Origin of the sequence: Luteimonas sp. gir, assembly GCF_037198055.1 — a bacterium.
Taxonomy (GTDB): domain Bacteria; phylum Pseudomonadota; class Gammaproteobacteria; order Xanthomonadales; family Xanthomonadaceae; genus Luteimonas; species Luteimonas citri_A.
In genome coordinates this window covers 503,059-525,982 of sequence record NZ_JBBAXQ010000002.1, presented here as the reverse complement: position 1 = coordinate 525,982, position 22,924 = coordinate 503,059, and the positions used below count along the sequence as shown (strand labels likewise).

Sequence of the window (22,924 nt, the reverse complement as noted above, 5' to 3'; positions counted from 1 at the left end):
TTCCGGAACGACCAAGGGCCGGGAGCTTTCGCCCCCGGCCCCGGCGCATCGTCAGCATGTGCTGCGATGCCATGGTGCCGCTTACTTGATCTCGACGGTCGCGCCAGCGGCTTCGAGATCCTTCTTGATCTTCTCGGCTTCTTCCTTGGTCGCGCCTTCCTTGATCTCCTTCGGCGCGCCTTCGACCAGATCCTTGGCTTCCTTCAGGCCCAGGCCGGTGATGGCGCGGACGACCTTGATCGACTCGACCTTCTTGTCGCCGGCAGCCTTCAGGATGACGGTGAACTCGGTCTGCTCTTCGGCAGCGGCGGCCGGGCCGGCAGCGGCGGCAGCGGCGGCGACCGGGGCGGCAGCGGAGACGCCGAACTTCTCTTCGATGGCCTTGACCAGCTCCATCACTTCCATCAGGGACTTCTCGGCGATGGCGTCGACGATCTGCTCAGTGGTAAGGGACATTGTGATTACCTTTGAAAAGTTTTCTGGGATTGGGTTCGTTGGACCAGCAGATCGGGCTTACGCCGTCGCTTCGGTCGCGCTTTCAGCAGCAGCTTCGGCCGGCGCGTCCTCGCCACCGCCTTGCTTGTCGCCGACGGCCTTGACGGCGCGGGCGAACATCGCGGCGGGCTCGGAGAGCACGCGGGCCAGCATGGACAGCGCCTGCTCGAGCGTCGGCAGCGACGCCAGCACGTCGACATGGCTGGCCGGATACAGCTGGCCTTCCACGACGACCAGCTTGGGCAGCAGCTTGTCGTTGGTCTTGGCGAATTCCTTGATCAGGCGACCGGCAGCGCCGGGCTCCTCGGTCGAGAACGCGTACAGCAGCGGGCCGGACAGCGAGTCCTTGGCGCACTCGTACTCGGTACCTTCCACGGCACGCGCGGCCAGGGTGTTCTTGACAACACGCAAGTACACACCGGTCTCACGAGCCTTCTTGCGCATCGCGGTCAGCTGACTGACCGAGGTGCCCAGGTACTCGACGGCGATCAGGGAGTGGGCGTTCGCGGCGACCTGTGCCAGCTCGGCGACAACTTCCTGCTTCTGGGACAGATTGAGAGCCATTCATCACTCCTCGTTGTGAACTCCGCTCACGGCTCCTGCCGGTTGCGGTCCTGAGCGGCCCCCGTCCCTGGGAGACCGGGGATGCGCGAAGCATCCCGGTGGTGGCCTTTCCCGCCTGGCTGGACGCATGTCGAACCAGAAAACTCCAGAAAGGGCATCACCATCTGCGCAGGCCCTTCGGTGCGGACACCTCGGGATTAAGCGCTCTCGATCCTCGGTGGCGGCGATTCCCTGCCAGTTGGACGCATCCATGCCCGTCGCCACGTCGATCCAGACCGCGCCTGCGGTCTTTGACGGCGCCGCGCTGGACCAAAGGTCCGTCGCGATGCCCCCAAAAGTGGCGTCGCCCCGCGGACGGGGCGACGCGCGATATCACCGATCGATCAGCGCGCGATGCTCAGCGTGGACTGGTCGACGATCACGCCCGGGCCCATCGTCGAGCTGAGCGAGATCTTCTGCAGGTACTGGCCCTTGGCGGTGGCCGGCTTGGCCTTCACCAGGTCGGCCAGCAGCGCCTGCAGGTTTTCCTTGAGCTTGTCGGCGTCGAAGTCGGCCTTGCCGATCGTGCAATGGATGATGCCGGCCTTGTCGGTGCGGTAGCGGACCTGGCCGCCCTTGGCGTTCTTGACCGCCTCACCCGGGTTCGGCGAGACCGTGCCGACCTTCGGGTTGGGCATCAGGCCGCGCGGGCCGAGCAACGTGCCGAGCTTACCGACGACGCGCATCGCATCCGGGGTTGCGATCACGACGTCGTAGTTGATGTCGCCGGCCTGCATCTTCTCGGCCAGGTCGTCCATGCCGACGGCGTCGGCACCAGCAGCCAGCGCCTCGTCGGCCTTGGCACCGGCGGGGGCGAACACCGCGACGCGGACGCTCTTGCCGGTGCCGGCAGGCAGCACGGTCGAACCGCGGACCTGCTGGTCGGACTTGCGCGCATCGACGCCCAGGCGGACGGCGACGTCCACAGCCTCGGCGAACTTAGCGTTGCTGTTGTCCTTGACGATCTTCAGCGCGTCATCGATGCCGTAGCTCTTGCCCGGCTGCACCGCGGCCTGCAGCCGCTTCTGTCGCTTGGTCTGTGCCATGGTCTCAGCCCTCCACCGTCAGGCCCATCGAACGGGCCGAGCCCGCGATGGTGCGCACTGCTGCATCCAGATCCGCTGCGGTCAGATCCGGCTCCTTCGCCTTGGCGATGTCCTCGAGCTGGGCGCGCGTGACCTTGCCGACCTTCTCGGTGTTGGGACGCTTGGAGCCCGAGCTCACGCCCGCCGCCTTCTTCAGCAGCACCGTGGCCGGCGTGCTCTTGGTGATGAAGGTGAACGTACGATCGGAGTACGCAGTGATGATGACCGGAGTCGGCAGACCCGGCTCGAGCTTGGAGGTCGCTGCGTTGAACGCCTTGCAGAACTCCATGATGTTCAGGCCACGCTGACCCAGCGCGGGACCGACCGGCGGCGAGGGGTTGGCCTGACCGGCCTTCACCTGCAGCTTGATGTAACCGACGACTTTCTTTGCCATTGTGTGCTCTCCGGGTGCGAACGCCTGGTGCTCAGGCTCCCCATCGGGCCGGGAAAATCACGTGTCCCGGCTTCACGTTGTCCATCCGCGACAAAGGCCGCCCATGCGGCGGCCTGTGCGCTTGCCCGGCTCGACCGGACAGTGAGCCGTGCACTATAGCAGGGTTTTGCGCGCCCGTCACATCCGGGCGCAACGGGTCAGGCCTTCTCGACCTGCCCGAATTCCAGCTCGACCGGGGTCGAACGGCCGAAGATCAACACGGCGACGCGCAGCCGGCTCTTCTCGTAATTGACTTCCTCGACGACGCCGTTGAAGTCGTTGAACGGGCCGTCGATGACGCGGACCATCTGGCCAGCTTCGAACAGCACCTTCGGACGCGGCTTCTCGACGCCTTCCTGAACGCGATCGAGGATCGCGGCAGCTTCTTCGTCGCGGATCGGCAGCGGGCGGTCGGCGGTGCCGCCGATGAAGCCCATCACCTTCGGGGTCTCCTTGACCAGGTGCCAGCTCTCGTTGTCCATGCGCGGGATGCCGCCCTCGTCTGAGGTCAGGATCTGCACCAGGACGTAGCCGGGGAAGAACTTGCGCTCGGAACGGCGTTTCTGGCCGGAGCGCATTTCGATCACTTCCTCGGTCGGCACCAGGACATCGCCGAAACGGTCTTGCATGCCGGTCCGCGCGATGCGATCGCGCAGCGCCTGCGCCACCGACTTCTCGAAGCCGGAATAGGCATGCACGACGTACCAGCGCTTGACGCCTTCGGTTTCCATCAGGTTCGTTACTCCGTCACTGCCGCAGGATGAGCTGAATGAGCCACTGGATGACCCGGTCGAAACCGGCCAGGATCAGGCTGATGAGGATCACCGCGACGATGACGATCCAGGTCAGGCGCATCGCCTCCTGGCGCGTCGGCCAGACCACCTTGCGCATCTCGAAACGGGTTTCCGAGAAGAATTCGCGGGTCTGATGGCCCTTGCCGGTGGTCAGGAAGATCGCCGCAGCGCCGACGACGCACAGACCGACGATGATGCTGCGCACCGGCGTGGCCATCTGTGCCTGGAACCAGTAGAAGGCGAACACGCCGGCCACGACCAGCAGCGCGGCGGCGGCGTACTTGGCGAAATCCGCGGAGGATGCGCCTTTCGAATGTTCCACTCTGCTGTTCAAGTCCCGGCGACTCATCGGTTGCGACTGCTCGTTTGGCAGGCCAGGCCGCGCTGCGCCAGGGCCCGTGCGGAAAAGTCTCCGCAAAAATGGCACGCCAGGAGGGACTCGAACCCCCAACCTGCGGTTTTGGAGACCGCTGCTCTGCCAATTGAGCTACTGGCGTGTGGCTGTTGAAACACGCCGCCCAGGATACTCCTTAGACGACGAAGGCGGACCGGGTTGCCGGCCCGCCTTTGAATCGTCACCCCCGCGAGGCGAAGAGTGATCCGGCTCCGCGCGCGAAAGCGCGCGGGCCGTGGGATTACTTGATGATCTTGGCCACCACGCCGGCGCCGACGGTCCGGCCGCCTTCGCGGATCGCGAAGCGCAGGCCCTCGTCCATCGCCACCGGGTTGATCAGCGTGACCACCATCTTCACGTTGTCGCCCGGCATCACCATCTCGGTGCCTTCCGGCAGCTCGACCGCACCGGTGATGTCGGTGGTGCGGAAGTAGAACTGCGGACGGTAGCCCTTGAAGAACGGCGTGTGACGACCACCCTCGTCCTTCGACAACACGTAGACCTCGGCCTCGAAGTCGGTGTGCGGCTTGATCGAACCCGGCTTGGCCAGCACCTGGCCACGCTCGACGTCGTCACGCTTGGTGCCGCGCAGCAGCAGACCGGCGTTGTCGCCCGCCTGGCCCTGATCGAGCAGCTTGCGGAACATTTCCACGCCCGTAACGGTCGTCTTCTGCACCGGACGGATACCGACGATTTCGATTTCGTCGCCGACCTTGATGATGCCGCGCTCGATACGACCCGTGACCACCGTGCCGCGACCCGAGATCGAGAACACGTCCTCGACCGGCATCAGGAACGCCTTGTCGATGTCGCGCTCCGGCTCCGGAATCCAGGTGTCCAGCGCGTCGACCAGCTTCAGGATCGCAGGCACGCCGATCTCCGACTGGTCGCCTTCCAGCGCCAGGCGCGCCGAACCCGAGATGATCGGGGTGTCGTCGCCCGGGAACTCGTACTTGCTCAGCAGCTCGCGCACTTCCATCTCGACCAGCTCGAGCAGCTCGGCGTCGTCCACCATGTCGGCTTTGTTCAGGAACACGACGATGTACGGCACGCCGACCTGACGCGACAGCAGGATGTGCTCGCGCGTCTGCGGCATCGGGCCGTCAGCGGCCGAGCACACCAGGATCGCGCCGTCCATCTGCGCCGCACCGGTGATCATGTTCTTGACGTAGTCCGCGTGGCCCGGGCAGTCGACGTGCGCGTAGTGGCGCGTCGGGCTCTCGTATTCCACGTGCGCGGTCGAGATCGTGATGCCGCGCGCCTTCTCTTCCGGCGCCGCGTCGATCGCGTCGTAGGCCTTGAACTCGCCGCCGAAACGCTCGGCGCCGATCTTCGTCAGCGCCGCCGTCAGCGTCGTCTTGCCATGGTCGACGTGACCGATCGTGCCGACATTGACGTGCGGCTTGGTGCGCTCGAACTTACCCTTTGCCATGGCTGCCTTGTCTCGCTGAACGTTTGTGAATTGACTGCCTTTTGAAAAGTCCGGCCATGGATTGCCGGGCTCTTCGCGGAAGGATCCGCATAGATGTGGTGCTCACGAAAGGAATCGAACCTTCGACCTCCTCCTTACCAAGGAGGTGCTCTACCGACTGAGCTACGTGAGCAACGATTTCAACCTCTGGATGCGGCCGGAGCCGTCAATGGAGCGGGAGACGGGGATCGAACCCGCACCATCAGCTTGGAAGGCTGAGGTTCTACCATTGAACTACTCCCGCACCGGGATCCAGTCTGCCGCACAACCTGTCGCACTGCTTGTTCGTTCCACCGGACCGCAAGATGGTGGAGGGAGGTGGATTCGAACCACCGAAGGCGTAAGCCAGCAGATTTACAGTCTGCCCCCGTTGGCCGCTTGGGTATCCCTCCGGCGATTTCGCGTTGCCGGTGAAAACAGCCCGCGATTTTGCGGCCAGTTTTCCTTCCTGTCAACGCCGCGATGCGGTGGAGCCAGGCTGCCCCGCCCCGGTACTTGCCGTACGCGATGGCGGGGCGCGCATAGTACCGGTCAACGCGCCGGCGCGCCATCCTCCTGGGCGACATCGTCGCGCCCGATCGCGACATGCGGCACACCATCGGCGCCGATCCAGCCCCGGTACATGCCCTCGGTGTTGAACGGCATGGCGATGTTGCCGTCGGCATCAAGCGCGATCGCGCCGCCATTGCCGCCCATCGCCGGGATGTCCCGGTCGATCACCGCAGCCGCCGCCTGCTCGATCCCCTCGCCCAGCAGCCCGACGCGGCTGCAGATCGTGTGCGCGGCGGCGCTGCGGATGTAGAACTCGCCCCAGCCGGTGCCCGAGACCGCACATTGCGCATCGGCCCACGTACCGGCGCCGATGACCGGCGCATCGCCCACGCGCCCCCAGCGCTTATCAGTCATGCCGCCGGTCGAGGTCGCCGCGGCCAGCGCGCCGCGCGCATCGAGCGCGACCGCGCCGACGGTCCCGAAATAGCGCAGCGGATCGTCAGCGACGACAGTCGCCGCACGCTCGGCCGCGGCACCCTCGGCCCGGACCTTCTGCAGTTGCTGCCAGCGCTTCTCGGTCCGGAACCAGGCCGGATCGATCAACTCGACGCCCTGCGACTGGGCGAACGCCTCGGCGCCCTCGCCGATCAGCATCACGTGCGGGGAGTCCTCCATGACCCGCCGCGCGAGCTGGATCGGATTGCGGATCCGCCGCACGCCCGCGACAGCCCCCGCGGCGCGCGTGGCCCCGTCCATCAGCGAGGCATCGAGCTCGTTGTGACCCTCATGGGTGAACACCGCACCGCGACCGGCATTGAACGCCGGATCGTCCTCGAGCACGGTGACCGCCGCGACCACCGCATCGAGCGCCGGCCGCCCCTCGCGCAGCAAGGCATGGCCGGTACGCAGCGCCAGCGTCAGCGCCGCGCGTGCCGAGGTTTCTTCCTCTTGCGTGAGATTGCCGCGCACGACCCCGGCACCGCCGTGGATCGCCAGCACCGGGCCGGGCGCGACCTGGTCCGCCGCCGCGCCGGACGCGACGGCCGGAGATGGAACGAGGACGGCGCTCGACAGCAGAACGCAGGCAGACAGGGCGAGTGCGCGCATGGGAACTCCGGTGACGTGACGAAGCCTGGAGTGTAGGCGCTCCGCCCCACCGGGCCGCAGCACATTCGACCGGCGATGCGCCGCGCCCCTCTCTCCCGGCACACGGCGTCGAGTCCCTGGCGCCAGAGACACGAAAGGCGCCCCGAAGGGCGCCTTTGGCGGAAGGAAACCTCCAGTGGACTCAGACGGTGCCACGCACCCGCCGAGGCCCACTGGGTGCCGATCAGACGTTGAAGCGGAAATGCATCACGTCGCCATCCTTGACGATGTACTCCTTGCCTTCCAAGCGCCACTTGCCGGCCTCCTTGGCGCCCGATTCGCCGCCGTAGCGGATGAAGTCGTCATAGCCGACGACCTCGGCGCGGATGAAGCCCTTCTCGAAGTCGGTGTGGATGACCGCGGCGGCCTGCGGCGCCGTCGCGCCGATCTTCACCGTCCAGGCCCGCACCTCCTTGACGCCGGCGGTGAAGTAGGTCTGCAGTGCCAGCAAGCCGTAGGCGGCGCGGATCACCCGGTTCAGACCCGGCTCGTCGAGCCCAAGATCGGCCAGAAATGCGTCGCGGTCGGCGTCGTCGAGCTGCGACAGCTCCTCTTCGATCGCCGCCGACACCGGCACGACCTCGGCGCCCTCGCCTGCAGCACGCGCGCGCACCGCATCGAGGTGCGGATTGTTCTCGAAGCCGTTCTCGAGCACGTTTGCGATGTACAGCACCGGCTTGGCGGTGAGCAGGAACAAGTCGCGGATCGCCGCGCGGTCGTCGTCCGACAGCGCGAGCGAGCGCACCGGCCGGCCGTCGGCCAGGCCCTTGTGCACACGGCCGAGCACCTCGGCGCGGACCTTCGCATCCTTGTCGCCGGTCTTGGCCGAACGCTCGGCGCGCTGCAGCGCGCGCTCGACCGAATCGAGATCGGCCAGCGCCAGTTCGGTGTCGATCGTCTCGATATCGGCGATCGGGTCGACCTTGTTGTTGACGTGGATGACGTCCGGGTTCTCGAAGCAGCGCACGACGTGCGTGATCGCATCGACCTCACGGATGTGCGACAGGAACTTGTTGCCCAGGCCCTCGCCGCTGGCCGCACCGGCGACCAGCCCGGCGATATCGACGAACTCGACTGCCGTCGGCAGCACCTTCTGCGGCTTGACGATCGTTGCCAACGCGTTCAGACGCAGGTCCGGCACCGGCACGATGCCGACGTTCGGCTCGATCGTGCAGAACGGGAAGTTGGCCGCAGCGATGCCCGCCTTGGTCAGTGCATTGAAGAGAGTCGACTTGCCGACGTTCGGCAGGCCGACGATGCCGCATTTGATGCCCATGGCGCGTCCGTGATTCGTGATTCGCAATTCGTGATTGAGGACTCGACGCGGCAGGCGCGCGATGAATCACCAATCACCAATTACGGCTTCGCCGTATGCAGCCGCGTCATCGCGTCCATGAAGTTGCCCGCCAGTGCGAGCGGCAGTGCATCGATCGCGTCGTCCACGGCGCGGCCGATCAGGATGTCGTCGTCGGCGCTCGGCCGGCCCAGCACCCAGGGCGTGACCTTGTCGCGGTGGCCGGGATGGCCGATACCGATACGCAGGCGATGGAATCGACCGTGACCCAACAGCCGCATCGTGTCGCGCAGGCCGTTCTGGCCGCCATGGCCGCCGTCGAACTTGAACCGGGCCACGCCAGGCGGCAGGTCCAGCTCGTCGTGGGCGATCAGCGTGCGCTCGGGGTCGATCTTCCAGAACCGCTGCGCGGCCAGCACCGACTTGCCACTGAGGTTCATGAAGGTCGCCGGCTTGAGCAGGCGCACGTCGTGCCCATCGATGCGCACCCGCGCGGTCTCGCCGAACAGCTTGGCATCGATGGCGAACGCCTCGCCAGCACGTGCGGCAAGCGCGTCGACGACGCGGAACCCGGCGTTGTGCCGGGTCCGCGCGTACTCGGGGCCGGGATTGCCCAGCCCCACGATCAATTGCAGACCGGTCGTCATCGCAATGCCGCCGGAACGCGCGCGCCAACAGGCGCGCACGCCCGCGACGGGATTACTCGTCCTTCGCGGCCTTGGTCGCCGGCACATCGGCCGACGCGCCCTCGCCCTCTTCAGGCTCGGCTTCGACGCGACCGTGCTTGGCGACGACGACGGCGACGTCGTGGTCGGGACCGAGCGCCAGCTCGGGAATCTCCACGCCCTTGGGCAGCTTCAGCGCCGAGAGGTGGATGATGTCGCCGACCGCCAGATTGGCCAGGTCGACCTCGATCGAGGACGGCAGGTCCTTGGGCAGACAGGTCACGGTGACTTCGGTGAGCTCGTGCATCACGATCACGTCGGCCGCCTTGCCGGCCGGCGAGGTGTCCTCGTTGAGGAAGTGCAGCTGCACCGCCGTCTTGATCACCTCGTTGTCGTTCACGCGCTGGAAGTCCAGGTGCAGGATCTGCTGCTTGAACGGGTGACGCTGCATATCGCGCAGCAGCACCTTCTGGACGTCGCCGTTGAGGCTCAGGTCCAGGATCGATGCATAGAACCACTCGTGCTGGCTGGCGAGCCAGACATCGTTGTGGCTGAGCTTGATGCTCACCGGTGCGAGGTCGCCGCCGTAGACGACAGCAGGCACTTCACCGGCGTGACGGAGGCGGCGGCTCGCACCCTTCCCCTCGTCCTCGCGGCGCTGCACCTTGATTTCATGCGAAATGGCCATTGGATTCACTCTTGATGTTGCGATGATTCCGCCTCGCGGCGGTTGGATTGACTCTTCCGCGACCAGAAGAGCCGGTTGGGTTGGGATCAATCGACGTACAGCGAGCTGACCGACTCGCCGAACGCGATCCGGCGGATCGTCTCGGCGAGCAGTTCGGCGACGCTGAGCTGGCGGATGCGCGCGCAGTTGCGTGCAGCCTCCGACAGCGGAATGGTGTCGGTGACGACCATCTCGTCGAGTTGGGACTTGTTGATGTTGTCGATCGCAGCCCCCGACAGCACCGCGTGCGTGCAATAGGCAACCACCTTGATGGCCCCCTGGGCCTTGAGCGCGGCAGCGGCGGCGCACAGCGTGCCGGCGGTATCGACGATGTCGTCGACCAGCACGCAGGTCTTGCCTTGCACGTCGCCGATGATGTTCATCACCGTGGCGACGTTCGCGCGCGGACGGCGCTTGTCGATGATCGCCAGATCCGCATCATCGAGCCGCTTGGCGATCGCGCGCGCGCGCACCACGCCACCGACGTCCGGGGACACGACGATCAGGTTGTCGGTGCCGTGCGCGCGCCAGATATCGGCCAGCAGCAACGGCGAGGCATAGACGTTGTCGACCGGGATGTCGAAGAAGCCCTGGATCTGGTCGGCGTGCAGGTCCACCGTCAGCACGCGATCGGCGCCGGCGGCGGTGATGATGCGCGCGGCGACCTTGGCGGTGATCGGCACACGGCTCGAGCGCAGCCGGCGGTCCTGACGCGAATAGCCGAAGTACGGGATCACCGCAGTGACGCTCGACACCGATGCGCGCTTGAGCGCGTCGATCAGCACCAAGAGCTCCATCAGGTTCTCGGCAGACGGCGCGCAGGTGGGCTGCAGGACGAACACGTCCTGGCGACGCACGGTCTCCTCGATCTCGACCTGTACCTCGCCGTCGGAGAACGTGGACACCAGTGCCCGCCCCTGGCGCACACCCAGCTCGCGGCAGACGGACTTGGCGAGCGGGCGATTGGCGTTGCCCGAGAAGATCAGGAGATTGCGTTCTTCTTTCATGTCGGAGATTCCGCGTCGCTCTGACCGAGCGGATGGAAGGACCGTGCACGCACGCGCGCACGGGCATGGCAGGGGCGGCAGGATTCGAACCTGCGAATGCCGGGATCAAAACCCGGTGCCTTAACCACTTGGCGACGCCCCTATGGCGAACAGGATTGGATTTGAGATCGGGGATTCGGCAGCGCCGCACCACGCATCTTCAACCCTTATCCCGAATTTCCCTTTCCAGTGCCTCGAGCAGCGGCGAGCGGACGGCGCCGGCGACCACACGGGTCTGGACCCGCGATGCGACCTGCGCCTGGGCGGCCTCGGCGGATTCGCGGGTCGCGAATTCGACGAAGCAGCCGCTGCCCGTCCCGGTCAGGCGTGGCGTGCCGACCGTTGCGAGCGCGACAAACACCGCCTCGACGGCAGGTTCGCGGCGCCGCAGGACCGGCTCGAACGCGTTGCCGAGCGAAGCACCTGAAACGAAGTCGACCATTGTCGCGGGCTGGGCATTTCGCGTCAATTCAGGGGCCTGGAACAGGCCCGCGGTGTTCACGTGCACGCCGGGGTCGGCGAGCAGATACCAGGCCGGCTCGAGCGCCACCGGGCTGAGCGTTTCGCCCACGCCCTCGGCCCAGGCGTTGCGGCCGCGGACGAACACCGGCACATCGGCCCCGAGCGCCAGGCCCAGCTCGGCCAGCCGGTCCTCCCCCAGATCAGTGCCCCACAGCCGGTCGAGCACCCGCAGCACGGTGGCCGCATCCGACGACCCGCCGCCGAGCCCGGCCCCGGTCGGAATCCGCTTTTCGACGGCGATATCGGCGCCTTGCGTACAATTGGCAGCATTTTGAAGCAGACGCGCCGCACGCACGACGAGATCATCGTCCTCCGCCAATCCGGGGACCGAAGCCCCGACCCGGCGGATCAGACCGTCGTCGCGAAGCCGCAGGCGTACCGTGTCGCCCCAGTCGAGCATCCGGAACACCGTCTGCAAGGCGTGGTAGCCATCCGCGCGCCGGGCGGTGATCCTGAGGAACAGATTGAGCTTGGCCGGGGCCGGCCAACTGGACCAGCCGGCATCGTCCAGCGGCGTCACGGCGCGACAGGCGCTGCGGACGCAACGCCGGGAAGCGTCCAGGCATCGACCACCAGCCGCACCCGCGCCGTGCCGCGCGCGGCATTCACGCGAGTGGGCAGCGCCAGCGCGCCGTCGGTCTCGGGTTGCCACTCGAGATAATCGATCGTCCAGCCGTCCTGGCGCAGCCGCGCCAGGCGTCCCGCGGCGTCGTAGTCGACCTCGGCCTCGCCCGACAGTGCAGCGTCGGCGCGCGCGCCGGCCGCCCAGGCAGCCATCGCCGCGACCGGGATCTCGAACCCGGTGGTCTCCCACAGCAATTGCCCGACATCGGCGCTTTCGTGCGGGCCGCCGTCCAGGCCATCGATCCGCGCGCCGTCCGGTCCACCCTGCAGCTGCCAGCTCTGGCGCGTGACCGGCGCACTGAGCACGACCCGATAGCGCGCGCCCTGCTGCTGCCACTCGATGCGGCCGCTGCCGCCATCGCGACCGTTTGACATCGCCACACGCCCGGCAAATCCGAACTCCGGCAGGGCGCGCACCGCCGCCTCACGCGCAGCGAGCCGGGCATCGGCCGCCGCCCGCGCCTCGGCATCGAGCCGCACGACCTCCGCAGGCGGGCGGACCGGAACGCTGGTGCAGGCCGACAGCGCGACCATCGCCGCGAACATCACCATCCCACGCCAGCACCTCATGCGCCGGTGACCTCCAGCGCACGCAGCAGCGACCGGTTCTCCGGATCGATGGCGCGCGCCTCGTCGAAGTACTTGCGCGCCTCATCGCGGCGCCCCATCGCCCAGAGCACCTGGGCGATGTGCGCGGCGACTTCCGCGTCCTTCATCATCGAATAGGCCCGGCGCAACTCCACCAGCGCTTCGGCGTTGCGGCCCAGGCGGTGCAGCACCCAACCGTAGCTGTCGACGATCGCGGCATTGTCGGGCTCGGCCACGCGCGCGCGGTCGATCAGTTCCAGCGCCTCGGTATAGCGGGTGGTGCGATCGGCCAGCGTGTAACCCAGCGCATTGAGCGCAGCGACGTTTTCCGGCTCGGCGACCAGCAACCGGCGCAGGTCGGCCTCGGCGCGCGGAATGTCGTCGCGGCGCTCCCACATCAGCGCGCGTGCGTAGAGCAGCGCCGGGTCGTCGGGCATCGCCGACAGTCCTCGATTGTAGGCGTCGAGCTCGGCCGGATCGTCGGCCGACTGGCGCAGCTCGGCCTCCAGCAGATAGGCGCTGCGGCGGAACTCGTCATCGGCGGTGCCGTCGGCCTGCAGCGCGCGCAAGCGCGCCCAGGCCTCGTCGTGGCGCCCCAGCTCGTGCAGCACCCGGGCGCCGCGCAGCCTGGCCTGGAAGCGCTCCTCGCCGCCCGGCACCGCGTCGTACCAGTCCAGCGCCTCGTCGTATTGCTCCAGGTACTCGGCCATCTGCCCCAGCAGCAGCCGCTGGGCAGGATTGGGCGCCAGCGCCACCGCCTTGACCTCCTCGTACAGCGCCGCCAGCCGCGCCTTGTCCTGGGCGCGGGCGAGCAGCGAGGCCCGCAGCACATAAGTGCGGCCATCCTGCGGACCTGCCGCCAACGTGGCTTCGGCGGCGTCGAGATCACCCATCGCCTCGTACTCGCCCGCGATCGCCAGACGCAGATCGGGCGCGGCCAGCGCCGCCTCGGCCATCGCCGCCAACGCCGCGCGGGCTTCGTCGGTGCGACCTGATTCGCGCAATTGACTGGCGCGCAGCAGCGCGACCCGCGGCTCGCCCGGGAAGCGCGCGACGATGTTGTCGAGCACGCGCTCGGTCAGGTCCGGACGATCGAGGCGCTGGGCCAGGCCACCGAAGGCCATCCACGCCTGCAACTCGTCGGGAATCGCGCCGTCGGCGACGATCCGCTCAAGCAGCCGCGCCGCCTGGCGCGGGTCCCGTCCGCCGCCCGACAGCACCGTGAAGGCATGCCGCCAGCCGGTCGGATCATCACTGCGCAACAGCGCTTCGAGCTGCCGCCGCGCGGCGCTATCGCGCCCGTTGCGCAACGACAGCGTCGCCTCCGCGGCCCGCATCGGCAGCGACTCGGGCGCGTTGCGACGCCACAGGTCCAGCGCCTGGCCCGCGCGACGGTCGTCGCCGGCAAGCAGCGCGATGCGGGTCGCCCGCTCGGCCAGCCCGGCATCGCCGTCCGAATGGCGGGCCGCGTCCAGATACCAGTTGGCGGCCTCGTCCAGACGCCCGGCCTGCACCGCGAATTCGCCGGCCAATGTGGCGCCGAGTACGTCGCGCCTGAGCGGGTCGGCAGCCTCGACCGCAGGCTGCGCCTGCGCCGCGCAGACGACGCCGAGCAACGGCACCAGCAGGGCCGCGCGCAATCGGGCGACCGGAATGGAATCGAAAACGGGCATCTGGGGCAACCGGGCCGTAAAATGGGCGCTTCACCGGAAGCTTATCGCAAGCGCCTGAACGGGATGAGCCATCCCGGGAGAGCCCGCCAGCCCATGAGTCTGTACGCCCTCGGCATCAATCATCAGACCGCGCCGGTCGCCCTGCGCGAGCGCGTCGCGTTCTCCGGGGATACGCTGCAGACGGCGCTGGCCGAACTCAAGTCGCTGCCCCAAGTGCGCGAAGTCGCGCTGCTGTCGACCTGCAACCGCACCGAGCTCTACGCGGTCGCCGACGACGACGGCAGCGCACTGGCGCACTGGCTGGCTGCCCATCCCGACCAGGACGGCGGCACGGGCGGCGGCTCGCTCGACGCCTATCTCTACCGCCATCGCGACGACGATGCGGTGCGCCACCTGTTCCGGGTGGCGACCGGGCTGGACTCGCTGGTCCTCGGCGAGCCGCAGATCCTGGGCCAGGTCAAGCAGGCCTGGGCCACCGCACGCAGCGCCGGCACGCTGGGCGGCGAGCTCGACCGCGTGTTCCAGCATGCCTTCGTGACCGCCAAGCGGGCGCGCAGCGAGACCCGGATCGGCAACAGCCCGGTGTCGGTCGCCTCGCTCGCCGTGCGGCTGGCGCAGGAATCGTTCGCACGCCCCTCCGATTCGGCGGTGCTGCTGGTCGGCGCCGGCGAGACCATCGAGCTGGCAGCCCGGCACCTGGCGCAGGCCAAGGTCAAGCGGCTGCTGGTCGCCAATCGCACCTATGCCCACGCCCAGGAACTGGCGGCACGGCACGGCGGCATCGCGTTGCCGCTCGACGAGATCGACCGTCACCTGTTCCTGGCTGACATCGTGTTCTCGGCCACCGCCAGCCGCGAGCCCGTGCTGACCCGGCCCCAGGTCGCCGCCGCGCTGGCCGCACGCAAGCACCGCCCGATGCTGCTGATGGACCTCGCGGTCCCGCGCGACATCGCGCCCGATGTCGCCGAACTGCGCGACGTGTTCCTGTACACGGTCGACGACCTCGAGCGCACGCTCGACGACAACCGCCGCAGCCGGCGCGAGGCTGCGAGCGATGCCGAGGCGATCATCGACCTGCAGGTCAGCCGCTACGGCGAGACCCGTGCGGCGAGCGCGCGTCTGGCTCCGGTCAAGCGGTTGCGTGCGCACGGCGACGCGATCCGCAGCGAATCGCTGGCACGCGCGCGCCAGCAACTCGCGGCCGGCCAACCCCCCGAGGCGGTGCTCGAACTGCTCGCCCACACCCTGACCAATCGGCTACTGCACCTGCCCACCGCTGCGCTGCGCGAGGCCGCGCTGCGCGGCGACGACGCGCTGGCCGACAGCCTCGACCGGCTGCTGCCACCCGCTCCCGCCCGGACCGATGCCGATGCTGCCGACCCTGCGCGTTAAGCTCGAGGCCCTGGCCGAGCGTCGCGACGAGGTCGAACGCCTGCTCTCCGATCCGACCACGGTCGCCGACCAGGGCCGCTACCGTGCGCTGTCGCGCGAGTTCGCCCAGCTCGAACCGCTGTCGGCGGCGCTGGCGCAGGAACGCGCGGCCCATGCCGACCTCGCCGCCGCGCGCGCGATGCTCGACGACGCCGATCTGCGCGAACTCGCCGAGGAAGAAATCGCTGCGGCGACCGCGCGCATCGAGTCGCTCGAGGCCGAACTGCTGGCGCTGCTGGTCCCGCGCGATGCGCGCGACGAGGGTGGCCTGTACCTGGAAATCCGCGCCGGTACCGGCGGCGACGAGGCCGCGATCTTCGCCGGCGACCTGTTCCGGATGTACCAGCGCTTCGCCGAGCGCAACGGCTGGCGGGTCGAGGTCGAATCGGCCAACCCGGGCGAGCACGGCGGCTTTCGCGAGATCGTCGCCAGCGTGGAAGGCGCCGGCGCCTACGCGCGGCTGAAGTTCGAGTCAGGCACCCACCGCGTGCAGCGCGTGCCCGAGACCGAATCGCAGGGCCGCATCCACACCTCGGCGGCGACCGTCGCGATCATCCCGATCGAGGACGAGGCCGCCGATATCGTGCTCAACCCGGCCGATCTGAAAGTCGACACCTTCCGCTCCTCGGGCGCGGGTGGCCAGCACGTCAACAAGACCGACTCGGCGATCCGCATCACCCACGTGCCCACCGGCACCGTGGTCGAGTCGCAGACCGAACGCAGCCAGCACGCCAACCGCGACAAGGCGATGAAGCGGCTGCGCGCGATGCTGGCCGAGGCCGAAGCCGAACGCCGCGCGGCCGCGACGGCGCAGATCCGCCGACTGCAGGTCGGCAGCGGCGACCGTAGCCAGCGCATCCGCACTTACAACTACCCGCAGGGCCGGATCACCGACCACCGGGTCGACGGCCTGACCCTCTACGACCTGCCCAACGTGCTCGAGGGCCAACTCGAGCCGCTCGTCGACCGCTTGTCGCAGGAACACCAAGCCGACGCTCTGGCGCAGCTCACCGCGCAGTGAGCGTGCGCGAGCCTTGCAGAGTCACCTGGGCGACGCTGCCCACCGCTCGCGCACTCAGCAGATGGGCTCTGACGGGGTCAGAGCCTCCGGTTTCAAGCCGCCGCGTCAGCTGGGGCTGCCGATGAAGCAGTAGCCGGACTCATCGCATTCGTAAAGATAGGTCCACACGCCCAGGCACTGATAGACCTTGTAGCCATAGAGCCCGGTTTGCACGTATGCGTTCTCCTGACCCTCCGTGCACGGCGTGCCCTCGAGCGCGTTTGCGCTGCCCGACGCCGCGACGGCGACCGCACACACGAGGGCGAATCGCAGGCCCAGTTTTTTCATGATGTTCCTCCATGCAAGCGAGCCGGATGGCTCGCGAGCTCAACCATCGCGGATACGACACGCACACGCTGTCAGATTTCTCCTTCACTACGTATAGGAAAATACTGACACCCGCGATCTGGGTACCTGTTCCACACCTGCGGCCCCATGACAGGCGACGCCGTCGCTTCGCACGGCGAGCTCTCCTACACGCGAGTCGACAGATGCGAAGGAGGCACACGCGCCAGTGGTAATCTGACCGCATGAGCGCATTGAACGAACGTATTCCGCTGTCCATCTGCGTGTTGACGGTCTCCGACACCCGCACGGCCGCCAACGACACCTCCGGCGACTACCTCGCCGAGGCGTTGCGCGCCGACGGCCACCGCGTCGCCGAGCGCGCCCTGTTGCCCGACGACCGCTACGCGATGCGCGCGCTGGTCTCGCGCTGGATCGCCGATCCCGATGTCGACGGCATCCTGGTCACCGGCGGCACCGGCTTCACCGGTCGCGATTCGACGCCAGAAGCGCTGCTGCCCTTGCTCGACAAGGAGATGCCGGGCTTCGGCGAACTGTTCCGCGCAGTGTCGTTCGAGGAGATCGGCACCTCGTCGCTGCAGTCGCGCGCATTCGCCGGCCTGGCGAACGCGACCTTCGTCTTCGCCCTGCCCGGCTCGACCTCGGCCTGCACGACGGCGTGGGAGCGGATCATCCGCCACCAGCTCGATTCGACCACCCGGCCCTGCAACCTGGCGACGATCCGTCCGCGCCTGAAGGAGTGACGGCGCGCGTGCGCGCCGACTGCGGCTACGAGGCCTCGGCCAGCACCTGACGCACGAACGGGACGGTGAGCCGGCGCTGCGAGGCCAGCGAGGCGCGATCGAGCCGGTCGAGCAGTGCGGTCAGCGCCGGCAGGTCGCGATCGACCCGGCGCAACAACCAATCGATCGTCGCCGCGTCGACCTGCAGGCCGCGGCGTTCGGCACGCAGGCGCAGCAACGCGTGCCGGCCGGCGTCGTCGAGCGGCGCCAACACCACGCGCACACTCTGCGCAAGCCGCGAGCGCAGGTCGGGCAAGCGCAGCGCCAACCCCTCGGGCGGCTGGTCGGCGGTGTAGAACACGCTGCGGCCGGCATCGTGCAGCCGGTTGTGCAGGTCGAACAGCGCGACCTCGTCATCGCGATCCCCGGCGATCGCCTCCAAGCCATCGACCGCGACCAGATCATGCCCCTGCAAGGCCTCGGCGGCCGCGCGCACGCGCCCGGCCAGGCTGCGCAAGGGCAGGTAGACCGCGCTGCGGCCCAGTTGCTCGGCCTGCGCGCACAGCGCGATCGCCAAGTGGGTCTTCCCGGTGCCGGCCGGGCCGGCGACGTACAGCGCCCGGCGTGCACCAGCCAGCGCGAAGTCACGCAACTGCGGCATCAGCGCCGGGTCGTCGGCGACGAACGTGTCCAGCCGCTGGTCCGGCGGATAGCGCAGCGCCAGCGGCAATTGCGGCGATGGCGCGCTCATCGCGTCGGATCGACCGGGTCGTCGGTCCGGCTGTCGTGCGGCACTGCGATGCTGCTGCCTGCCAATGCAATCGTCGGCTTGTCGCCCGCGTAGAGCTTGCTCTGGGTGTAGCGCTCGTGTGCGTAGCGCAACAGCACATTGGCCACCGCGGCCATCGGCAACGCCAGCAGCATGCCCAGGAAGCCGAACAACTGGCCGCCGGCCAGCACTGCAAAGATCACCGCGGCCGGATGCAGGCCGATCCGGTCGCCGACCAGGCGCGGGGTCAGCACGTAGCTTTCGACGAGCTGGCCAATCGTGAACACCACGCCGATCAGGATCAGCAGCGTCCAGTCGAAGCCCTGGACCTGCACGATTGCCGCGATCAACGCCATCAAAATGCCGACGGTCGCGCCCAGGTACGGAATGAAGCTGATCAGCCCGGCGATCATGCCGATCAGCAGCCCCAGGCGCAGACCGACCAGCGACATGCCCACCGCATAGATCGCGCCCTGTCCCAGCATCACCAGGAACTGGCCGCGCAGGAAACCGCCAAGCGATTCGCTGGTCTCGCGCGCCAGCCGATTCGCGGTGCCGATGTGGTCGCGCGGCACCAGCGAGGCGCAGCGCTCGACCAACAGGTCCCAGTCGCGCATGAAATAGAACGTCAGGATCGGCACCAGCACCAGGTTGATCACCACCGCGAGCAGCGCGAAGCCCGAGCGCGACAGGTAGCCCAGCACCGCCGCGGCGACGCCGCCGGCCTGCTGCCAGTGTTCGCGGATCAGCTCGATCAACCGGTCGGTATCGAGCCAGGCGACGACCTCGTAGCCGGTGCGCTGCTCGATCCAAGGCAGCGCGGTGCCGATGATCCAGTCGCGGTAGGCCGGCAGGCTGTCGACGAGGGTCACGATCTGCCGTTCGATCATCGGCACCAAGATGATCAGCACCAGCGCCAGCAACAGCGTCATCAGCGCGAAGACCAGCGAGACCGCCAGCGTGCGCGAGTGACCGCGGCGCTCGATGCGATCGACCAGCGGGTCGCCCAGCCAGCCCAGCAGCGCGGCGAGCACGAACGGCGTGAGCACCGGGCCCAGTTGCCCGATCACCCAGGCGACCGCGACCAACGCCAATCCCCATTGCAGGCGCCGGAGGAAACGCGCGATGTCGGCGTTCGCGGGATCGTGCTCGGTCATGATGGTCCTGGCGCGATCAGCGCAGGTGGAAAGTGGGGGTCACGCCCTCGGGGGCGCCGTCGGCCTCGACCAGCACGTTCTCGTCGGCCATGCGGCGGAAACCGCTCAGCCCGGTCAGCAGGTCGAGCTGCACCTCCAGCCCGCGCGGCGTCGCGCGCAGCGGACGGATCGCACGGACCACCGACATCCGCTGCAACTGCGCCGACAGGCGGATGAAGTCGGCGCTGCTGTTGATGCCGGTGAACAGGATCGCCTCGGTCGAAGGCGTGCCGGCCGGGCTGGCCTTGGCGTAGCGGCGGGTCAGCGCGTCGGCCGCGCCGTCGGCGCCGGTCGGCAGGATCCGCCGGGCGTCGTCGCCGGTTTCGCTCCAGCGGGCCAGCACCCGGCCGCCATCGACGAAGATCCAGTCGGCCTTCCAGCCGCTGCCGTCGCGGTAGAGCTTGCCGACCAGTTGCATGGGCGGGTTGTAGCGCGCCGAGATGCGGGCGATCGCGGCGGTGTCGCCCCGCCAGATCGCGCCGACGGCGGCCTGCTCGGCGGCGCTGCCGCCCGGCAGCCCGAGCCGGTAACCGCGCTCGATCGCGCGCTGAAGCACCGGCCGGGCGACGTTGTTCTGCTGCAGGCCGACCAGCCGCGGCCCGGAGCCGTCGTCGATGGCCAGCCACAGCACCGGCTTGGGCCGCGGATCGGGCCACACCGGCAGGCCGAGCGCGGCCGCCACGCCGTCGACATCCTCGGGACGGAAGCGCACCACCAGGGTCGTGGTGAAGGTCGGCGAGCCGCGCGAGGACACGCCCTCGTCCTGGCGGTAGTCGTAGCCCTCTACATATTGTTCTGCGCGCCGCAGTTCCTGTGACACGCCCGGCCGCTGGGCGACCCCGCGGTCGCCCGACAGCTTGCCCAGCACCTGGGCCAGCGCGCGCGAGAAACCCGCGGTACGTTCGTTCTCGTTCTGGCTGCGCACCGGGATCTCGGCCGCGTACAGGCCGGTGCCTTCGGCGCGGTCGCCCTCCATGCGCTGCGCGGCCGCCTGGCCGGCGGACAGCAGCAGGGCGGCCAATAGCCACGCCATCATTCCCAACGAGCGCTTCGGGCGGTGCATCCGGTTGATCCTGAGTCGGGGGGACATCGACGCGGGATGGTGCCACAAACCGCGCGAGCGGTTCGTGGCGATACGCCGACGCGCCGACCGCGGCAGGCCGGCCGCGGCTGCTAGAATCCCCGGTCCTTTCCGCTTCGCGACGGCCGCCGTGACCGCCCCCACTCCCCTGACCTACCGCGATGCCGGCGTCGACATCGACGCGGGCAATGCACTCGTCGAACGCATCAAGCCGCTGGTCAAGCGCAGTTTCCGGCCCGAGGTCATGGGTGGCCTGGGCGGATTCGGCGCGCTGTTCGACCTGTCGGGCAAGTACCGCGAGCCAGTGCTGGTCTCGGGCACCGATGGCGTGGGCACCAAGCTCAAGCTCGCCCAGCAGTTGGGCCGTCACGACACCATCGGCATCGACCTGGTCGCGATGTGCGTCAACGACGTGCTGGTCCAGGGCGCCGAACCGCTGTTCTTCCTCGACTACTTCGCCACCGGCAAGCTCGACATCGACACCACCGCCGCGGTCATCGGCGGCATCGCCCGCGGCTGCGAACTGTCGGGCTGCGCGCTGATCGGCGGCGAGACCGCCGAAATGCCGGACATGTATGGCATCGGCGAGTACGACCTGGCCGGCTTCACCGTCGGCGCGGTCGAGAAGTCGGAACTGCGCGACGGCGGCAAGGTCCAGGCCGGTGACGTGCTCGTTGGCATCGCGTCCAGCGGTCCGCATTCGAACGGCTATTCGCTGATTCGCCGCATCTTTGATCGGGCCGGCAGCCCGGCCGAGGTCGAAGTCGGCGGCGTGAAGCTGGTCGATGCGCTGATGGCGCCGACCACGCTGTACGTCAAGCCGGTGCTCGAGCTGCTGCGCGGGCCGCTCGGACCGCAGTTGCATGCGATGGCGCACATCACTGGTGGCGGCCTGACCGAGAACATCATCCGAGTGGTTCCAGACGGCCTCGGCCTGACGATCGACGCGTCGTCGTGGCCGCTGCCGCCGGTATTTGAATGGCTGCAGCGCGAAGGCGCGGTCGCCGACCACGAAATGTGGCGCACTTTCAATTGCGGCATCGGTTTCGTGCTGGTGGTGCCGGCCGACAGCGTCGGGGCGTTCGGCACCGCGCTCGATGGCCTGGGCCTGGCCCACTGGTCAATCGGCGAGGTCGTCGCGCACAGCGACGGCGAGCGCGTACGTATCGGCTGAGCCGGCCGCATGCACGCCGAACCCGACCACGTGCCCTACGCGCCGCCCCGGGTCCCGGGCCCGGCCGCGCCCGCATTGTCGCCGGCGCAGATCGATGGGCAACTGCGCACGCTCTCGGTCCTGCACCATGTCCTGGGTGCGTTGTCGCTGGCCGGGAGCCTGCCGCTGCTGGTGCTGCTGGTGTTCGGTATCGTCAATGAAGCCGCGGACGACTTCGCCGATCCGGGCGGGGTCAGCACGATCGCGGTGGTCGGCGCGCTGGTCCTGGCCGCGCTGGCCGGCGGCGCCCTGTGCATCCGCGCCGGCTTCGATCTCGCGCGCCGTCGACGCCACGGCTTGTGTGTGGCGGTCGCCGCGCTCGCGTGCCTGAACTTTCCGCTGGGCACGGCACTTGGTGTCTACGCGCTGGTCGTACTGTCGCGCCCCGACGTGCACGCCGCATTCGCTGCTACCGGCTCCACTCGATGACGCTGCGTATCGCTGTGCTCGCCTCGGGTCGGGGCAGCAACCTGCAGGCGATCCTCGACGCGATCGCCGCCGGCACGCTCGACGCGACCGTCGTCGGCGTCTGGTCGGATCGCGGCGATGCCGGCGCGCTGGAACGCGCGCGCGCTGCCGGGATCCCGGCGCAGGCCGTGCGCCCACGCGACCACGCCGACCGCCACGCGCACGACGCCGCACTGTTCGCAGCGATCGACGCCGCCGCGCCCGATCTGATCGTCTGCGCCGGTTATATGCGCCTGATCGGCGCCGCGGCTGTCGAAGGGCGCGCCGGCCGGATGATCAACATCCATCCCTCGCTGCTGCCAGCCTTCAAGGGCCTGCACACCCATCGCCAGGCACTGGCGGCCGGGGTCGACGAACATGGGGCCAGCGTGCATTTCGTGACCGCCGACCTCGACGGAGGGCCGGTGATCGCCCAGGCGCGCGTCCCGGTGCACCCCGGCGACGACGAGGCCGCGCTCGCCCAGCGGGTGCTGGCGCGCGAGCATCCGCTGCTGCTGGAAACCCTGCGCTGGATCGCCGCCGGGCGGGTCCGGCTGAACGCGGCCGGCGCGGTGCAGATCGACGGCCGAACCGCAGCGGCGCCGCTTCAGCTGGCAGCCAACCAGCGCTTCCCATGATGGCCGCCC

At 68.6% G+C, this 22,924-nt stretch carries 25 protein-coding genes and 5 tRNA genes; 6 read left to right on the top strand and 24 right to left on the bottom strand.

The genetic code is table 11. The features are described from left to right. Positions 1 to 81 precede the first annotated feature (81 nt). The 20 genes from rplL to WAF18_RS05940 form a co-directional block, all read right to left on the bottom strand. Positions 82 to 456 (bottom strand): 50S ribosomal protein L7/L12, encoded by a 375-nt coding sequence (gene rplL, locus WAF18_RS06035; protein WP_183427979.1) that lies wholly within the window; start codon positions 454 to 456, stop codon positions 82 to 84. Positions 457 to 513: 57 nt separating this feature from the next. Further along, positions 514 to 1,059, bottom strand: a complete 546-nt coding sequence (gene rplJ, locus WAF18_RS06030; RefSeq protein WP_183427980.1) for a 50S ribosomal protein L10 — start codon at positions 1,057 to 1,059, stop codon at positions 514 to 516. Positions 1,060 to 1,442: 383 nt separating this feature from the next. After that, the gene (rplA, locus tag WAF18_RS06025; RefSeq protein ID WP_183427981.1) at positions 1,443 to 2,144 is read right to left on the bottom strand and encodes a 50S ribosomal protein L1; all 702 of its coding nucleotides are present in this window, start codon (positions 2,142 to 2,144) and stop codon (positions 1,443 to 1,445) included. A gap of 4 nt (positions 2,145 to 2,148) precedes the next feature. Further along, positions 2,149 to 2,577: a 50S ribosomal protein L11 gene (gene rplK, locus WAF18_RS06020; RefSeq protein WP_183427982.1), complete on the bottom strand. Its 429-nt coding sequence runs from the start codon at positions 2,575 to 2,577 to the stop codon at positions 2,149 to 2,151. A gap of 197 nt (positions 2,578 to 2,774) precedes the next feature. Continuing rightward, positions 2,775 to 3,347 (bottom strand): transcription termination/antitermination protein NusG, encoded by a 573-nt coding sequence (nusG, locus tag WAF18_RS06015; RefSeq protein ID WP_183427983.1) that lies wholly within the window; start codon positions 3,345 to 3,347, stop codon positions 2,775 to 2,777. A 16-nt stretch (positions 3,348 to 3,363) separates the two neighbouring features. Beyond that, a complete protein-coding gene (gene secE / locus WAF18_RS06010) occupies positions 3,364 to 3,744 on the bottom strand; it encodes a preprotein translocase subunit SecE (RefSeq protein ID WP_337244314.1) in 381 nt (126 codons plus the stop codon). Positions 3,745 to 3,831: 87 nt separating this feature from the next. Beyond that, a tRNA-Trp gene (locus tag WAF18_RS06005) sits at positions 3,832 to 3,907 on the bottom strand. Positions 3,908 to 4,045: 138 nt separating this feature from the next. Continuing rightward, positions 4,046 to 5,236 (bottom strand): elongation factor Tu, encoded by a 1,191-nt coding sequence (gene tuf, locus WAF18_RS06000; protein WP_337244313.1) that lies wholly within the window; start codon positions 5,234 to 5,236, stop codon positions 4,046 to 4,048. Between the two features lie 96 nt (positions 5,237 to 5,332). Then, positions 5,333 to 5,408 (bottom strand) — tRNA-Thr (locus tag WAF18_RS05995). A 37-nt stretch (positions 5,409 to 5,445) separates the two neighbouring features. Further along, positions 5,446 to 5,519: transfer RNA gene (locus WAF18_RS05990), tRNA-Gly, on the bottom strand. Positions 5,520 to 5,581: 62 nt separating this feature from the next. Further along, positions 5,582 to 5,667 (bottom strand) — tRNA-Tyr (locus WAF18_RS05985). A 139-nt stretch (positions 5,668 to 5,806) separates the two neighbouring features. Further along, positions 5,807 to 6,859, bottom strand: a complete 1,053-nt coding sequence (locus tag WAF18_RS05980) for an isoaspartyl peptidase/L-asparaginase (protein WP_337244380.1) — start codon at positions 6,857 to 6,859, stop codon at positions 5,807 to 5,809. A 238-nt stretch (positions 6,860 to 7,097) separates the two neighbouring features. Further along, positions 7,098 to 8,189 (bottom strand): redox-regulated ATPase YchF, encoded by a 1,092-nt coding sequence (gene ychF, locus WAF18_RS05975; RefSeq protein WP_337244312.1) that lies wholly within the window; start codon positions 8,187 to 8,189, stop codon positions 7,098 to 7,100. 80 nt (positions 8,190 to 8,269) lie between these two features. After that, a complete protein-coding gene (pth, locus tag WAF18_RS05970; protein ID WP_337244311.1) occupies positions 8,270 to 8,854 on the bottom strand; it encodes an aminoacyl-tRNA hydrolase in 585 nt (194 codons plus the stop codon). A gap of 52 nt (positions 8,855 to 8,906) precedes the next feature. Then, the gene (locus tag WAF18_RS05965) at positions 8,907 to 9,560 is read right to left on the bottom strand and encodes a 50S ribosomal protein L25/general stress protein Ctc (protein ID WP_183427371.1); all 654 of its coding nucleotides are present in this window, start codon (positions 9,558 to 9,560) and stop codon (positions 8,907 to 8,909) included. 86 nt (positions 9,561 to 9,646) lie between these two features. Further along, positions 9,647 to 10,606, bottom strand: a complete 960-nt coding sequence (locus WAF18_RS05960) for a ribose-phosphate diphosphokinase (RefSeq protein WP_183427372.1) — start codon at positions 10,604 to 10,606, stop codon at positions 9,647 to 9,649. A 66-nt stretch (positions 10,607 to 10,672) separates the two neighbouring features. Further along, positions 10,673 to 10,748 (bottom strand) — tRNA-Gln (locus WAF18_RS05955). Between the two features lie 57 nt (positions 10,749 to 10,805). Next, positions 10,806 to 11,687, bottom strand: a complete 882-nt coding sequence (gene ispE, locus WAF18_RS05950; protein ID WP_337244310.1) for a 4-(cytidine 5'-diphospho)-2-C-methyl-D-erythritol kinase — start codon at positions 11,685 to 11,687, stop codon at positions 10,806 to 10,808. Continuing rightward, positions 11,684 to 12,361 (bottom strand): lipoprotein insertase outer membrane protein LolB, encoded by a 678-nt coding sequence (gene lolB, locus WAF18_RS05945; protein ID WP_337244309.1) that lies wholly within the window; start codon positions 12,359 to 12,361, stop codon positions 11,684 to 11,686. The genes ispE and lolB overlap by 4 nt, the downstream gene beginning before the upstream one ends. Further along, the gene (locus tag WAF18_RS05940) at positions 12,358 to 14,052 is read right to left on the bottom strand and encodes a tetratricopeptide repeat protein (RefSeq protein ID WP_337244308.1); all 1,695 of its coding nucleotides are present in this window, start codon (positions 14,050 to 14,052) and stop codon (positions 12,358 to 12,360) included. The genes lolB and WAF18_RS05940 overlap by 4 nt, the downstream gene beginning before the upstream one ends. A gap of 93 nt (positions 14,053 to 14,145) precedes the next feature. On the opposite strand from WAF18_RS05940, the gene hemA reads away from it, so the two are divergent. Beyond that, a complete protein-coding gene (hemA, locus tag WAF18_RS05935) occupies positions 14,146 to 15,444 on the top strand; it encodes a glutamyl-tRNA reductase (protein WP_337244307.1) in 1,299 nt (432 codons plus the stop codon). Beyond that, positions 15,422 to 16,504, top strand: a complete 1,083-nt coding sequence (prfA, locus tag WAF18_RS05930) for a peptide chain release factor 1 (RefSeq protein WP_337244306.1) — start codon at positions 15,422 to 15,424, stop codon at positions 16,502 to 16,504. The genes hemA and prfA overlap by 23 nt, the downstream gene beginning before the upstream one ends. Positions 16,505 to 16,609: 105 nt before the next feature. Here prfA and WAF18_RS05925 read toward each other — a convergent pair whose 3' ends face one another. Then, positions 16,610 to 16,831 (bottom strand): hypothetical protein, encoded by a 222-nt coding sequence (locus tag WAF18_RS05925; RefSeq protein WP_337244305.1) that lies wholly within the window; start codon positions 16,829 to 16,831, stop codon positions 16,610 to 16,612. Between the two features lie 242 nt (positions 16,832 to 17,073). Between WAF18_RS05925 and moaB the strand changes: the two genes are divergently transcribed. Continuing rightward, positions 17,074 to 17,592 carry a molybdenum cofactor biosynthesis protein B gene (gene moaB / locus WAF18_RS05920; RefSeq protein ID WP_183427378.1) on the top strand — a complete coding sequence of 173 codons (519 nt, stop codon included), beginning with the start codon at positions 17,074 to 17,076 and terminating at the stop codon, positions 17,590 to 17,592. A gap of 25 nt (positions 17,593 to 17,617) precedes the next feature. Here moaB and hda read toward each other — a convergent pair whose 3' ends face one another. The 3 genes from hda to WAF18_RS05905 are packed head-to-tail and all read right to left on the bottom strand — an operon-like array spanning position 17,618 to position 20,599. Then, positions 17,618 to 18,322 carry a DnaA regulatory inactivator Hda gene (gene hda / locus WAF18_RS05915; RefSeq protein WP_337244304.1) on the bottom strand — a complete coding sequence of 235 codons (705 nt, stop codon included), beginning with the start codon at positions 18,320 to 18,322 and terminating at the stop codon, positions 17,618 to 17,620. Beyond that, positions 18,319 to 19,497, bottom strand: coding sequence for an AI-2E family transporter (locus tag WAF18_RS05910; RefSeq protein WP_337244303.1), 1,179 nt, complete (start codon positions 19,495 to 19,497; stop codon positions 18,319 to 18,321). Before WAF18_RS05910 ends, hda begins: the two co-directional genes overlap by 4 nt. A gap of 16 nt (positions 19,498 to 19,513) precedes the next feature. Continuing rightward, positions 19,514 to 20,599, bottom strand: coding sequence for a DUF2066 domain-containing protein (locus tag WAF18_RS05905; protein WP_337244302.1), 1,086 nt, complete (start codon positions 20,597 to 20,599; stop codon positions 19,514 to 19,516). Positions 20,600 to 20,747: 148 nt separating this feature from the next. Between WAF18_RS05905 and purM the strand changes: the two genes are divergently transcribed. The 3 genes from purM to purN are packed head-to-tail and all read left to right on the top strand — an operon-like array spanning position 20,748 to position 22,915. Next, positions 20,748 to 21,791 (top strand): phosphoribosylformylglycinamidine cyclo-ligase, encoded by a 1,044-nt coding sequence (gene purM / locus WAF18_RS05900; RefSeq protein ID WP_337244301.1) that lies wholly within the window; start codon positions 20,748 to 20,750, stop codon positions 21,789 to 21,791. 9 nt (positions 21,792 to 21,800) lie between these two features. Next, the gene (locus WAF18_RS05895; protein WP_337244300.1) at positions 21,801 to 22,259 is read left to right on the top strand and encodes a hypothetical protein; all 459 of its coding nucleotides are present in this window, start codon (positions 21,801 to 21,803) and stop codon (positions 22,257 to 22,259) included. Further along, positions 22,256 to 22,915, top strand: coding sequence for a phosphoribosylglycinamide formyltransferase (gene purN, locus WAF18_RS05890; protein WP_337244299.1), 660 nt, complete (start codon positions 22,256 to 22,258; stop codon positions 22,913 to 22,915). The genes WAF18_RS05895 and purN overlap by 4 nt, the downstream gene beginning before the upstream one ends. Positions 22,916 to 22,924: the final 9 nt, after the last annotated feature.